Origin of the sequence: Nocardia sp. NBC_00881 (assembly GCF_045207455.1) — a bacterium.
Lineage (GTDB): Bacteria > Actinomycetota > Actinomycetes > Mycobacteriales > Mycobacteriaceae > Nocardia.
Map to the genome: position 1 here is coordinate 5,691,611 of NZ_CP108798.1, position 12,485 is coordinate 5,704,095.

General features: G+C 65.7%; 12 protein-coding genes and 1 pseudogene. 7 read left to right on the plus strand and 6 right to left on the minus strand.

Annotated elements, in window-relative coordinates:
• Nucleotides 1-73: 73 nt before the first annotated feature.
• The 4 genes and pseudogenes from OH799_RS24355 to OH799_RS24370 all read left to right on the plus strand — a co-directional run bounded on the left by OH799_RS24355 (nucleotide 74) and on the right by OH799_RS24370 (nucleotide 4,400).
• Nucleotides 74-1,003, plus strand: coding sequence for a carbohydrate ABC transporter permease (locus OH799_RS24355; RefSeq protein WP_406268350.1), 930 nt, complete (start codon nucleotides 74-76; stop codon nucleotides 1,001-1,003).
• A gap of 71 nt (nucleotides 1,004-1,074) precedes the next feature.
• Entirely contained in the window at nucleotides 1,075-1,866 is a 792-nt protein-coding gene (locus OH799_RS24360) for a carbohydrate ABC transporter permease (RefSeq protein ID WP_406282480.1), read from the plus strand.
• A 111-nt stretch (nucleotides 1,867-1,977) separates the two neighbouring features.
• A complete protein-coding gene (locus OH799_RS24365) occupies nucleotides 1,978-3,285 on the plus strand; it encodes an ABC transporter substrate-binding protein (RefSeq protein WP_406282483.1) in 1,308 nt (435 codons plus the stop codon).
• A gap of 32 nt (nucleotides 3,286-3,317) precedes the next feature.
• Nucleotides 3,318-4,400, plus strand: a pseudogene (locus OH799_RS24370) (ABC transporter ATP-binding protein).
• Between the two features lie 34 nt (nucleotides 4,401-4,434).
• Here OH799_RS24370 and OH799_RS24375 read toward each other — a convergent pair.
• From OH799_RS24375 to OH799_RS24385, 3 genes are read right to left on the minus strand one after another with little or no spacing between them, the layout of a single operon-like run.
• Nucleotides 4,435-6,513, minus strand: a complete 2,079-nt coding sequence (locus OH799_RS24375; protein WP_406268353.1) for a M13 family metallopeptidase — start codon at nucleotides 6,511-6,513, stop codon at nucleotides 4,435-4,437.
• An 11-nt stretch (nucleotides 6,514-6,524) separates the two neighbouring features.
• A complete protein-coding gene (locus tag OH799_RS24380; RefSeq protein ID WP_406268356.1) occupies nucleotides 6,525-6,905 on the minus strand; it encodes a DUF397 domain-containing protein in 381 nt (126 codons plus the stop codon).
• A gap of 10 nt (nucleotides 6,906-6,915) precedes the next feature.
• The gene (locus tag OH799_RS24385) at nucleotides 6,916-7,767 is read right to left on the minus strand and encodes a Scr1 family TA system antitoxin-like transcriptional regulator (protein WP_406268359.1); all 852 of its coding nucleotides are present in this window, start codon (nucleotides 7,765-7,767) and stop codon (nucleotides 6,916-6,918) included.
• A gap of 135 nt (nucleotides 7,768-7,902) precedes the next feature.
• On the opposite strand from OH799_RS24385, the gene OH799_RS24390 reads away from it, so the two are divergent.
• The gene (locus OH799_RS24390; protein ID WP_406268362.1) at nucleotides 7,903-8,409 is read left to right on the plus strand and encodes a hypothetical protein; all 507 of its coding nucleotides are present in this window, start codon (nucleotides 7,903-7,905) and stop codon (nucleotides 8,407-8,409) included.
• On the opposite strand, the gene OH799_RS24395 is transcribed toward OH799_RS24390, so the two are convergent.
• A complete protein-coding gene (locus tag OH799_RS24395; RefSeq protein ID WP_406268365.1) occupies nucleotides 8,396-8,878 on the minus strand; it encodes a DUF4190 domain-containing protein in 483 nt (160 codons plus the stop codon). The genes OH799_RS24390 and OH799_RS24395 overlap by 14 nt on opposite strands.
• Before the next feature lie 104 nt (nucleotides 8,879-8,982).
• A complete protein-coding gene (locus OH799_RS24400; protein ID WP_406268368.1) occupies nucleotides 8,983-9,771 on the minus strand; it encodes a pirin family protein in 789 nt (262 codons plus the stop codon).
• A 231-nt stretch (nucleotides 9,772-10,002) separates the two neighbouring features.
• On the opposite strand from OH799_RS24400, the gene OH799_RS24405 reads away from it, so the two are divergent.
• Together OH799_RS24405 and OH799_RS24410 are read left to right on the plus strand one after the other, a co-directional pair.
• Nucleotides 10,003-10,467: an NUDIX hydrolase gene (locus tag OH799_RS24405; protein ID WP_406268371.1), complete on the plus strand. Its 465-nt coding sequence runs from the start codon at nucleotides 10,003-10,005 to the stop codon at nucleotides 10,465-10,467.
• A 53-nt stretch (nucleotides 10,468-10,520) separates the two neighbouring features.
• Nucleotides 10,521-11,876: an MFS transporter gene (locus tag OH799_RS24410; protein ID WP_406268374.1), complete on the plus strand. Its 1,356-nt coding sequence runs from the start codon at nucleotides 10,521-10,523 to the stop codon at nucleotides 11,874-11,876.
• Here the strand turns inward: OH799_RS24410 and OH799_RS24415 are convergent.
• Nucleotides 11,866-12,447, minus strand: a complete 582-nt coding sequence (locus OH799_RS24415; RefSeq protein WP_406268377.1) for a hypothetical protein — start codon at nucleotides 12,445-12,447, stop codon at nucleotides 11,866-11,868. The two genes, OH799_RS24410 and OH799_RS24415, sit on opposite strands and share 11 nt — an antisense overlap.
• Nucleotides 12,448-12,485: the final 38 nt, after the last annotated feature.

The window sequence follows — 12,485 nt, forward strand, 5'->3', positions numbered from 1 at the left end:
GGTGCGCGAGAAGTTCAGCCCATCAGTGAGCGATCGTCACCGGCTGTTTGCTGCGGTCCGTAGAGTCTCGGCCGTGCGTACCAGGCCGGAGCGAGTACTGCCGCCGCCACGCGGCGGTAGCTTGAAAAACCGGCCGTGGCAGGACTATGCGCTGTTCCTGGTGCTGGTGCTGCCGAATCTCGCCCTGCTCGCGATGTTTGTCTATCGACCGCTGATCGACAATATCCGGCTGTCGTTCTTCGACTGGAATATCTCCGATCCGATCGCCACCTTCACCGGGTTCGACAACTACCGCGAATGGTGGGGCCGATCGGACTCCTGGGATATCGTCACCAACACCGTGGTGTTCACCCTGGCCGCCGTAGTCGGCAGCATGATGCTCGGGCTGGCGCTGGCCCTGCTACTGGATCGGAAGCTGTTCGGCCGCAACGTGATCCGCTCGGCGATCTTCGCGCCGTTCGTCATCTCCGGCGCCGCCATCGGCGTCGCATTCCAGTTCGTCTTCGATCCGAGCTTCGGCCTGATCCAGGACGTTCTGCACCGCGCCGGCGTGAACGACGTACCGGACTTCTACCAGGACCCGCACTGGGCGCTGTTCATGGTGACGGCGACCTACATCTGGAAGAACCTCGGCTACACCTTCGTCATCTATCTGGCTGCCTTGCAAGGGGTTCGGGCCGAACTGATGGAAGCCGCCGAGATCGACGGCGCGAGTAGCTGGACGACCTTCACCAAAGTGTTGTTGCCGCAGTTGCGGCCGACCACATTCTTCCTGTCCATCACGGTGCTGCTGAATTCGTTGCAGGTGTTCGACATCATCAACGTGATGACCCGCGGCGGCCCGCTGGGCACCGGCACCACCACCATGGTCTATCAGGTCTACCAAGAGTCCTTCCGCAACTTCCGCGCCGGATACGGCGCGACCGTGGCCACCATCATGTTCCTGGTGCTGCTGGTCGTTACGCTGGTGCAGGTTCGCATCATGGATCGGGGCGACCAGTGAAACACCCCGGCGTGGAAACGCTTTCCTACCGACGCAGGCAGCGCGCCGTGACCCTGCTCGGGTATGCCGCGATGGTGTGCGTGCTGATCATCGTCGGCGTCCCGCTGTTCTGGATCTTCATCACCTCGTTCAAGGCGCGGCCCGACATCTACGTGCAGCCCGCCGCGTACTGGCCGCACAGCTGGCATCCGGCGAACTACGAGGAAGCCACCACGACGCTGCCGTTCTGGACATTCCTGCGCAATTCGCTGATCGTCACCGGGATCGTCTCCGCTGTGAAGTTCGTGCTCGGCGTGTTCAGCGCGTACGGCCTGGTATTCCTGCGGTTTCCCGGCAAGACGGCCATCTTCCTGGTCATTATCGCCGCGTTGATGGTGCCCAACCAGATCACTGTGATCTCCAATTACGCGCTGATCGCTCAGCTCGGCTGGCGAAATACCTTCCAAGGCATCATCGTTCCCCTCTGCGGTGTCGCCTTCGGAACGTTCCTGATGCGCAATCACTTTCTTTCGCTGCCCTCGGAGGTGATCGAGGCGGCGCGGATGGACGGAGCGAACTGGTGGCGGCTGCTCACCAGGGTGGTACTACCGATGTCCGGGCCGACCATGGTCGCGTTCGCGGTGGTCACGCTGGTGAACGAATGGAACGAATACCTCTGGCCATTTCTCATGGCCGACGACACGACCGTCGCCACGCTGCCGGTCGGCCTGACCCTGCTGCAGAACACCGAGAATCCGAGCGTCACGAACTGGGGCCCGGTGATGGCGGGCACGCTGTTGACGATGCTGCCGATTCTCCTCGTCTTCCTGATTCTGCAACGCCACATGATCAAGGGCCTCACCTCCGGTGCGGTCAAGGGATAACCGGTACAGGAGATCCACGTGTCCACTTCACAGTTCCCCCTGCCGGCGGGCAGGGGCGCAGCGACAAGGGGATCAGCGCCGGCGGGCAGGAGCGCAGCGACAAGGGAACCAGTGCTGACCCGGCGCGGATTCCTCGGGCTGACCGGGACGGTCGCCGCGGGCGCGGCCCTGACCGCGTGCGCGGGCACCGGAGGTGGATCCAAGCAGCCCGGCGACGGCAAGACCCTCACCTTCTGGTCCAACCACCCCGGCACCTCGAAGGGACTCGAGACCGAGCTGATCAATCGGTTCCAGGCGAAATATCCCGACCGGAAAGTGCACCTGGTCGACGCGGGCAAGAACTACGAGGAGGTGTCGCAAAAGTTCAACGCGGCGCTGTCCGGCGGCGACCTGCCGGATATCGTCGTGCTGTCTGATGTTTGGTGGTTCAACTACGCGCTCAACGGCACCATCGAACCGCTGGACAGCCACTTTGCCGACACGGACGTGCAACTGGACGACTATGTCGACTCTCTGGTCGCCGACTACCAGTTCAACGGTAAGCACTACGCACTGCCCTACGCCCGCTCGACTCCGCTGTTCTACTACAACAAGGATGTGTGGAACCGCGCTGGTCTGCCCGACCGCGGCCCGGAGAGTTGGCAGGAATTCGACGAGTGGGGACCGAAGCTGCAGGAGGTCGTCGGCGCGGGCAAGCTCGCACATGGCTGGGGTGACGCCAAAAACTACCTTGCCTGGACCTTCCAGGGACCGAACTGGACCTTCGGCGGCGCGTACTCGGACAATTGGACGTTGAAGTTCAACGACCCCGGCACCCTGGCGGCGGGAGCGTTCCTACGCAACATGATCAACACCAAGAAGTACGCGGGCATCAAGCCGCAGATCGCGGTCGACTTCGGCACCGGCGTGATCGCCTCCACCATCGCCTCGACCGGCGACATGCAGGGAATCCAGAAAAACGCCGAGGGCAAGTTGACCTTCGGCACCGCGTTCCTTCCGCACCCGAACGGTCCCGGCGTCACCACCGGCGGTGCGGGGCTGGCCATCCCGGCGCGCATCTCCGACGAGCGGAAGGCGAGCGCGCTCGCGTTCATCGAGTTCGTCACCAACGCACAGAACACGGCGTACTTCTCGCAGGGCACCGGCTACATGCCGGTACGCAAATCGGCCGTGCACGACCCCAGCGAACAGGACTTCCTCACGAAGAACCCGAACTCCAAGGTCGCCATCGAGCAGCTGTCGCTGACCAAGTCGCAGGACTACGCACGGGTATTCGTGCCGGGCGGCGACCAGATCATCGGCGCCGCCCTGGAGCGGATCGGCCTGCAGAACGCCGACGTGGCAGCCACCTTCGCGAAGGTGACCAGCCAGCTTCAGGCGATCATCGACCGGCAGATCACCCCGAAGCTGCCCGAGTAGTACCCGTTGTCCGACGCCAGGAGACCGACAGCATGACCACCGTGCAGTTCCAGGGTGTGACGCACCGGTACCCCGGTGCGCAGTCGCCCGCCGTCGACCAGCTCGAACTCGATATCGCCGACGGCGAGTTCATCGTGCTCGTCGGCCCGTCCGGCTGCGGCAAGTCGACCAGCTTGCGCATGCTCGCCGGGCTGGAATCCGTTGCGGCCGGCCGCATTCTGATCGGCGACAAGGACGTAACCGGCCTGCCTCCCCGTGCTCGCGACGTGGCGATGGTGTTCCAGAGCTATGCGTAGTATCCGAATATGACCGTCGCGCAGAATATGGGTTTCGCGCTGCGCAACGCGGGCATGAACAAGGCCGACACCCAGCTCCGGGTGCGGGAGGCGGCGCGGATGCTCGAGCTGGAGCAGCTACTCGATCGCAAGCCCGCGAAGCTGTCCGGCGGCCAGCGGCAGCGAGTTGCCATGGGACGCGCCATCGTTCGCCGTCCACAGGTGTTCTGCATGGACGAGCCGCTGTCCAACCTGGACGCGAAATTGCGGGTGAGCACCCGTTCGCAGATCGCCGCGCTGCAGAAGCGGCTCGGCACGACCACGGTGTACGTCACCCACGACCAGGTCGAGGCGATGACCATGGGCGACCGTGTGGCGGTGTTGCGTGAGGGCAAGTTGCAGCAGATCGCCGCGCCCCGCGAGCTCTACGACAACCCGGTGAACACCTTCGTCGCGGGATTCATCGGTTCGCCGGGCATGAACCTGCTGGAGGCGCCAGTGCATGACGGTACCGCCGTGCTCGGCGATCTGCGAATTCCCCTGCCGCGCAGCGCTGAAATCGGCGACCGGGTGGTCCTCGGCATCCGGCCGGAGTCGTGGGAGATCACTACCGACACCGACAACAGCCTGGCCGTTGACGCGGAGTTGCTCGAGGAACTCGGCGCGGAGTCGTTCGTCTACAGCCATGGTGTCGCCGAGGGGTGGACCAGCCGTTCCGAGAAGGTGGTCGCGCGCGTCGATCGTCGCTTTCAGGTAGCGCTGGGCGACCGACTTCGCCTGCGGCCCAAGGCGGACGACGTCTTCTTCTTCGACGCCGAAACCGAGGACCGCGTGCGCTGAGAGTCGGCCGACCGTACCGCTTCGGCCGTCTGGGCTACCAGATTTTCACACGCTCCGACGGGTCCAGATACAGGGCATCCCCGGGTTCGACGTCGAACGCCGTATGGAAGCTATCGATGTTGCGCACCACTGCGTTGCAGCGGAACTCGGGAGGGGAGTGCGGGTCGACGGCAAGACGGCGGATAGCCTCCTCCGTCCTCGCTTTGGTGCGCCACACCTGCGCCCAGCCGAAAAACACCCGCTGTAGACCGGTCAGACCGTCGATCTCCGGCGCCTCGCTACCGTCCAGCGAAATCTTGTATGCCTGCAGCGCGATGGACAGTCCACCGAGGTCGCCGATGTTCTCGCCGATGGTGAACTCGCCGTTGACGGTGTGCTCGTCCGGGAGCGCCTTGGGCGAAAGGGCATTATACTGGTCGATCAAAGTCTTTGTCCGCTTGCCGAATTCGGCGCGATCCTCGTCGGTCCACCAGTCGACCAAGTTGCCGTCGCCGTCGTACTTCGCGCCCTGGTCATCGAAACCGTGGCCGATCTCGTGCCCGATCACCGCTCCGATACCGCCGTAGTTGGCGGCATCGTCGGCGTTCATATCGAAGAACGGCGGCCGCAGGATGGCGGCGGGAAATACGATCTCGTTCATACCGGGGTTGTAGTAGGCGTTGACCGTCTGCGGGGTCATGAACCATTCGCCGCGGTCGACCGGGCCGCCGAGCTTGTTCAGGTCCCGATCGTGGTCGGCGGCGTAGCCGTTACGGTAGTTGCCGACCAGGTCAGCTGGGTCGATCACGACGGCCGAGTAGTCGCGCCACTTGTCCGGGTAGCCGATCTTCGGGGTGAACTTCTCCAGCTTGGCCAGCGCGGCGGCCCTGGTGTCCTGACCCATCCAGTCCAGCTGAGCGATGTTGCGACGGTAGGCCTCCTGCAGGTTGGCCACCAGCTCGACCATCCGAGCCTTGGCCGCGGGGGGGAAGTGTTCGGCGACATACAGTTTGCCGACTGCCTCACCGAGCAGGTCCTGCACCAGCGAGACGCCACGCTTCCAGCGCTCCCGGTTCTCTTCGGCGCCGGTGAGAGTGCGGCCGTAGAAGTCGAAGTTTTCCTCGACCAGCGCGTCGGTCAGGTACGGCGCGCGCGAACGAAGCACCCGCCAGGCTGCCCAGGCACGCCAGTCGGCCGGCGATTCGGCGGCCCATACCTGGGCAAAGGAGCGCAGGTAGTCGGGCTGGCCCACGACCACTTCCGCGAACAGCTCGGGTCCGGTGCGGTCCGCGCCCTCGGCCAGCGCGCAAGCCCACGCGACCCAGTCGAACTCGGAATTTTCCTCGGTCAGCGCCTGAAACGTGGTCAGGTTGTAGCGCAGTTCGGCGTCGCGGCGGCGCACTACGTCCCAGTGCCCGGCGGCCAGCTTCTGCTCCAGCTCGAATACCCGCTGCCCGATGGTGTCCAGGTCCGCGGGCAGCAGAGCCGCGATGCGAGGGTCGACTGCGGCGAGGGCGAACATGCGGCCGATATGCGCGATGTATTTGGCGCGAATCTCGGCGAACTCGTCCTGTCGGTAGTAGGACTCATCGGGAAGGCCGATGCCGGATTGAGTAGCGTGCGCCAGGTAGCGGTTGGAGTCCTTGCCGTCGGTGTCGACGTAGACGCTGACGGCACCGCCGACGCCGGTGCGCTGCAACCGGCCGAGCAGCGCGGCAAAAGACCCCTTGTCGGCGACCTCGTGGATGGCGGCCAACTCGGCGGAGATCGGCTCGAGACCGGCGGCGGCGATCGTGTCGGTGTCCATGAAGCTGGAGTACAGATCGCCGATCTTGCGGGCGTCGCTACCCGGCTCGGCATCGGTGGCCGCGGCATTCTGGATGATTGCCTGAACGTCCAGCTCAGCTTGGTCGTACAGCGTTCGGAACGCGCCGTCCACCGCGCGGTCCGCCGGTATCTCATGCTCTGCCAGCCATTTGCCGTTGACATGCGCGAACAAGTCGTCCTGCACGCGCACGCCCTGGTCGAGATGGGACAGATCGATACCGGAAGGACGAGTCAGTTCGGAAGTCACGGCATCCAGTATGCCGATACGCGCGCGGGTCGGCCCCCGGCCGCTTGCGGCCGGGGGCATGAGCAGCCGAATCAGGCAGGCAGGTCGATGTGGTCGAATTCGCCGTCGCGAGCGCCGAGCAGGAAGGCTTCCCACTCCTCAGGGGTGTAGGTGAGGGTGGTCTTGCCATGGCGGAGTGTGGTGTGGCCATTGGCGGCAGTGTGCGTACTCAGTTCGCCCTCCGGTCGCCCGTGGGTGCGCAGGAGATCGAGGAAGGCGGTCCATTCGGCGGCGGTGACAATGATGACGGGCTCTTCGGCGGTGCGATGTGCCGGGTTGCGGCGATACTTGCTGTCACGGATGAGCACCGCATCACCATCGAATCGAACTTCGACGCATTGATTGCCGTTGTTCGATCGAGTCGATGTGAACCAGCCGGTGGATACCGGCATGGGGCTTACGGTGGTGGCCATGGGCAGGATTTTACACGCGGGAATAGTGCCTGATCAGGGCCAATGACTTCGTACGTTCAAGTGATTGCTCGAGCGCCTGCACGTACGCGAAGCCGAGATCGCGCACCAGATCCGGGTCGTCGACCGCCCCGCCGAACACCGCGCTCTCCGCCCAGCCGAAGGTTGGCAGCTGCTCGCCCGCGAAGTCGATGAGGTGGAAGCTGGAGCCGCCGAGCACCGCGCCCGCCGTGGCGGCGAACGGGATCACCCGCACGTCCACTGTCTCTAGTTCGTCGATCAGGTCCGCCAGATAGTTCAGTTGCCCGCGAAGCACATCCGGCCCGCCGGTCTGCTGCAGCAGGGTGCCCTCGCCGAATACCGCGGTCAGTTCGACCGGGTCCGGGCCGCGCAGCCGCTCCTGCCGGCGCATCCGAATCGCCACCAGCTGCTCGACCTGCACTGGGCGGATCATCACGTCAGCGCTGATCAGCGCGCGGGCGTAGTCCTCAGTCTGCAGCAGGCCAGGCACGACCAGGCTGTCGTAGCTGCGGATGCTCTGCGCACCGAACTCCATCCCGTACAGCCGCTGCAGCTCCGGTCCGATCAGCGCCGACGACTTCGCCCACCACCCGCGCTGCTTGCTGGCCTCCAGCAGGGCAAGCAGCTCTTCGCGCTCCTCGGTCTCCACCTCGAGCAGCTCGAGCACCGGTCCGATGGTGCTGGTCGTGAGCACGCGCCTGCCCTTCTCCACGTGCGACCAGTTGGCCGGGGTGAACCCCACTCGCTCGGCGAAGCCCGCAGAGTCGAAACCGCGCTGTTCCCGCAGCTCACGTAGCCGAAGCACCAGTTCCCAGCGGGCGACGGTCGGCGACACGGGTGCCATGCCTGGCGATGCTACGCCCCCCGCCGACGCGCCCAAGTGTGACTATTGTCAACCGGATTGCACCGGACTAGGGTCGGTAGCAGCGGTCGGTTTCCCAGCGCACGATCCACCCGCATCGAGGCGAGGTTGTTCGTCATGACTACATCCCGCACCGGAACAGGCGGCCATACCGGGCCCCTGGATTTCACGGAGATCCAGGACGCGTTCGATCGCTGCCGCCGATATGGCACGGAGCACGGGCTGTACGGCATCGTGGACCCGGCCCTGGGGCGGATCATGCTGGAAGTCGGCTCCGTGGGCGCGGTCGTGATGCCCGCCGCGTTCGGCAGGCAGGTGCGCGACCGGCTGACCTCCGGACCCGAACACCGGCCAGGGCCGATCATCGCGCATCCGCGCTCGGACCGCTGGACCTTCCTCACCGGCCCGACCGATAACTCATATCTGGATACCGCGCTGTTCGCCGATCTGTTCCGGGTCTGCGCGTCGATCGCGCTGCCGGGCAGCCACATCGTGCTGCCCTCACCCACCGACGAACGCGGCGGCTATCGGATCTGGGTCGCAGCGCCCGAGGAGGACTTCCGCCGCGAGCTCACCGAGGTGATCACCAATACCCGGGGGTGCGCCGCGGTCAGCGGGGTGTAGGGGCGGGCGGCGGAGTCAGTGTGACGCTGTATTTGTCCTGTAGCTTCTGGTTCCACTCACGTTCGCACTGATCGATCTCGGACTGGTCGTTGCCCGCCTTACTGATGCAGTCGATGAAGTCCTTGCCGCCGGAGTCGACGAAGAAGCTGTAGCCCACGACAGTGATCACGATGGCGCCGATGAGGCCCAGCACGCCGAGGACCAGACCCGCGATCGCCATGCCGGTACCACCGGCGGTGCCCGAGCGGGCCTTGACCAGCGCCACCACGCCGAAGATCAGAGCGAAGATGCCGAACAAGTAACCGCCGACGACCGTCCAGCAGCTCAGCAATCCGAGGATGCCGAGCACCAGCGCGGTGATCGCGAGGCCCCTGCCTTTGGGCGACTCCTGCCAATAGGCGGGCTGGCTCGGCGGCGGGTACTGCCCCGGGGGCGGCGGATACTGGCCGGGCGGGGGATATTGCGACATGAATTCCTCTCCGTCAGTGCCTCGCGATGCTCGGTCCGGACGAGGTGGTCCGCGGTGGTCGCCTACTGATCGCGTTCCCGACGGACGGACGCCGATCGAAACGACTACTGGGCGCCCAACCGCGCGTGCATCTCCCACACCAGGATCTCCGAAGGCTGCCTCGCCACTACGCGCTGCCCTCCGGCCCTGGTCAGACGCACCGCGTCGCCCTCATAGAGCGGGCCGACCCCCTCCATTTCCACCTCCCCGCGCGCGACGAACAGATGCAGGTACGGCGCGTCGGGCAGGTCGACGACCGATTCGACGCTCGGCTCCGCACTTGCCATACGCGCCGCGTGCAGCGCCGAATGGCTGCTGTTGATCGCGATGGCGGTGCGGTCGCGGTAGCGCGGCAGGCCCGAGGCGACCGTTACCAGGCCACCGCCCGCCAGCTCGTCATCGATCTCGAGCTGTTCGTAGCCCGGGGTGAGGCCTGGTTCGTCGGGCACCACCCACATCTGTACAAAGTGCACCGGTTCCTCGTGCTCGGAGCCACGGCCATCCAGCCGCCAGGAGTCGTTCTTCTCCGAGTGCAGGATGCCGGTGCCCGCGCTCATCCGCTGGGCAAGCCCGGGGTAGATGATGCCGCGGTGGCCGAGCGAATCCTGGTGGACCAGGCTGCCGCCGAGCACCCAGGTGACGATTTCCATGTCGCGATGCGGGTGGGTATCGAAGCCCTGACCGGGAGAAACGATGTCTTCGTTGTTGACAAGCAGCAGGCCGTGATGCGTGTTGTCGGGATCGTAATGCTCGCCGAACGAGAACGAGTGCTTCGAATCCAGCCACGAGATCCGCGTCTTCATACGGTCGCCGCCGCGATGAACATCGATGTGTGGTGTCGTGAGTGTGGACATCAGGTCCTCCTCTCGGGACCGTGCACCGATCGCCGTCCAGGGTAGGAGCACGTCCACCGCGGTACTCCACATCCTAGTAAATTGTCCTGCACTCGGCATTTTACGCGAGCGACCACTGGGTGAACGGCAGGCGAGCAGAACCAACGGGTACGTCGAAACGCCGGGCCATCTCGCCGGATAGCGCGGCCGGCGTCGATCGCCAACCGCCACAATGGAACCGGAGGTGACGACGTGCTGGGACCCGATGAACTCGCCCGGATAGAGCGGCAACTCCGCAGCGAAGCACACCGCGACGGCATCGCACATTTCGTGATCGGTGTCGCGGTGTTCCGCGAGCGCAGACTTCTAGTGGTGCGCCGGGTGCCCGACGACTATCACGGCGGTATGTACGAACTCCCCGGCGGCGGTGTGGAATCCGGAGAGACATTCGCCGAATGCGTGGCGCGGGAATTGCTGGAGGAAACGGGGCTGCGGTTACGCGCCATCACCGGCTTCCTGGCCGGATTCGACTACGCGACCCGGACCAAGGCGAAAGTGCGCAAATACAACGTCGTCGTGGAGGCGGAACCCGGCGATGTCGCCCTCACGCCACAGGAGCACGACGCGTTCGCCTGGATCGATGCGGGGGCGCTCGCCGAGCTGCCGATGGCCCCGGATATGCGAGCGACGGTGAGCACGCTTCTCGATCGGGTTTGAGCCGGTCGGCCATTGTTCGCTCGTTATCGAGCGAACGCAGTACCCTCGCGAACGTGTCGACTGGTCGCACCGAAGGTCTGAGCCCCGAGGAGGAGCGGCCCGTTCCGCTGCGCACCGCGCTGCGTGAAAGCCCGGGCGTGTCGCGGCTGGCCGTGGTCCGGTTCGCTGGGCAGTTCGGCGACGGGATGTTCCAAGCGGCGCTGTCGGGCGCGATCCTGTTCAACCCTGAACGGCAGACCGATCCGCTGGCCGTCGCGGCAGGCTTCGCGGTGCTGCTGTTGCCCTATTCCCTGATCGGGCCGTACGCGGGTGCACTGCTGGATCGATGGGACCGGCGCGCCGTGCTGCTGGCGGCCAACGTGTTCCGTGCGGCCTTGATCGGCGTGGTGAGCGCGGGGCTGCTCGCGGGGATGGGGGAGACGCCGCTGCTGTTGCTGGCACTTGCCGTGGTCGGAATCAGCAGGTTCGTGCTGGCCGGTGTCTCTGCGGCACTGCCCCGGGTGCTGCCGCAAGCGTGGCTGGTGCCGATGAACTCGGTGTTCACGACGGTGGCCTCCGGGTGTGCCGGGCTCGGCGCGGCTACCTCGGTGGCGGTGATCGGTCTGATCGGGGCGGGGGATTTCGCTTCGGCGGTCGCGGTGGCGCTCAGTGGTGCCGGGTCGGTGCTCGGCGCGGTGCTGGCGGCCGGGTTCCGCCCGCGGGTTCTCGGTCCCGAAACCGAGGCGAAGCCTGGGGAGAAGAACACCGTGCACGCCATCGCCACGGGCCTGCGCACAGGCGCCGCGGCCGTCTGGGAGTCGGTGCAGGTCACCACGGCGATGCTGGGCATCGGCACCCACCGGATCGTGTTCGGCGTGAACACGTTGATCATGGTGCTGGTATTGCGCCAGGCTCCGCTGGACAGCTCCGGGCTCAGCGGTGGTCTGGTCGGGTTCGGCGTCGCCATCGCCGCCACCGCGGCGGGCATGCTGGTCGCCGCCGTCGTCGCGCCGCTGCTCATACCCCGCTTCGGGCGCCCGCGCACCGTGGTCGCCAGCCTCCTCGTCGCGACGCTGGTGCAGCTCGTACTCGTCACGCCGATCGCGGTCGCTGATTCGGCAACCACGGTGCAGCATGCGCATCAGCTGCTGCTGGTCGGTGCGTTCCTGCTGGGACTGGCCGGACAGACGATCAAGCTGACCGGTGACGCCACCATGCAGATCGACATCGATGACGCTCGGCGCGGCCAAGTATTCGCGCTGCAGGACACCGTCTTCAACATCGCCTTTGTGCTGGCCATCGCCCTCGCGGCGCTGGTGATGCCGGAGGATGGGCGATCGCACGCCGTGGTGCTGGCCGGCGCCGCGATCTACTGCGCGGGAATCGCGGCAATCGCGCTGAACACGCGCCGCGGCACGCTTACGCGATGATCGGTTCGTCGCCGAGGTTCCGACCATCGCGGCTCAACCAGCGCGCCAAGTGTACGGGGAGCGTATCGGCCGGGTAGGGGGCACGATCGGGCAACGCCGCCGGTTGATCGCTGTCCGGGCGCGGGGACGCCGAATCCGGTTGCGGCGCATCGGTCACCGGACGATCGGGCTCATCCGCGGTGCTGCGCACGATCCAGTCGAACGGCTCGCTCGCGGCATCGGCCGATAGTCCCGTGATCTGGTGATCCCAGGTGCCGAGGCCGGTGGGGTCGGTGAAGAAATGGTCGAGCACGCTGTCGTCGTCGAGATCCAGTGCCGCGATGTCCGCGATGCCGGAGCCGCGCGAGTCCCACAGCGCGTCGTCGGCGAAGCCGTCACCGTCGAAATCCAGCCCTACCGCGTCGGCCACGCCTGCGCCGGTGAGCTCCAGATCCGCCTCGCTGGTCCAGACGTGCGCCCTCTCGTCACCGGTACCGAACACGTACTCGATCTCGTTCATATGTGTTTTGACGCGCAGACCGTGGCACCGGTTCCATTTCGCGAGTAATTCTCCGATTCCGTCGTCCCACATTTGCAGACGTTATTCGGGTAAGTTGCTCTTTCTGCGGC

Excerpts from the sequence above, each read along its gene's own strand:
- OH799_RS24375 (WP_406268353.1), bottom strand. The coding sequence starts at position 6,513 with ATGCCCCCGGCCGCAAGCGGCCGGGGGCCGACCCGCGCGCGTATCGGC.
- OH799_RS24360 (WP_406282480.1), top strand. The coding sequence starts at position 1,075 with ATGGTGTGCGTGCTGATCATCGTCGGCGTCCCGCTGTTCTGGATCTTC.
- OH799_RS24390 (WP_406268362.1), top strand. The coding sequence starts at position 7,903 with ATGACTACATCCCGCACCGGAACAGGCGGCCATACCGGGCCCCTGGAT.
- OH799_RS24415 (WP_406268377.1), bottom strand. The coding sequence starts at position 12,447 with ATGTGGGACGACGGAATCGGAGAATTACTCGCGAAATGGAACCGGTGC.
- OH799_RS24385 (WP_406268359.1), bottom strand. The coding sequence starts at position 7,767 with ATGGCACCCGTGTCGCCGACCGTCGCCCGCTGGGAACTGGTGCTTCGG.
- OH799_RS24380 (WP_406268356.1), bottom strand. The coding sequence starts at position 6,905 with ATGGCCACCACCGTAAGCCCCATGCCGGTATCCACCGGCTGGTTCACA.
- OH799_RS24400 (WP_406268368.1), bottom strand. The coding sequence starts at position 9,771 with ATGTCCACACTCACGACACCACACATCGATGTTCATCGCGGCGGCGAC.
- OH799_RS24395 (WP_406268365.1), bottom strand. The coding sequence starts at position 8,878 with ATGTCGCAATATCCCCCGCCCGGCCAGTATCCGCCGCCCCCGGGGCAG.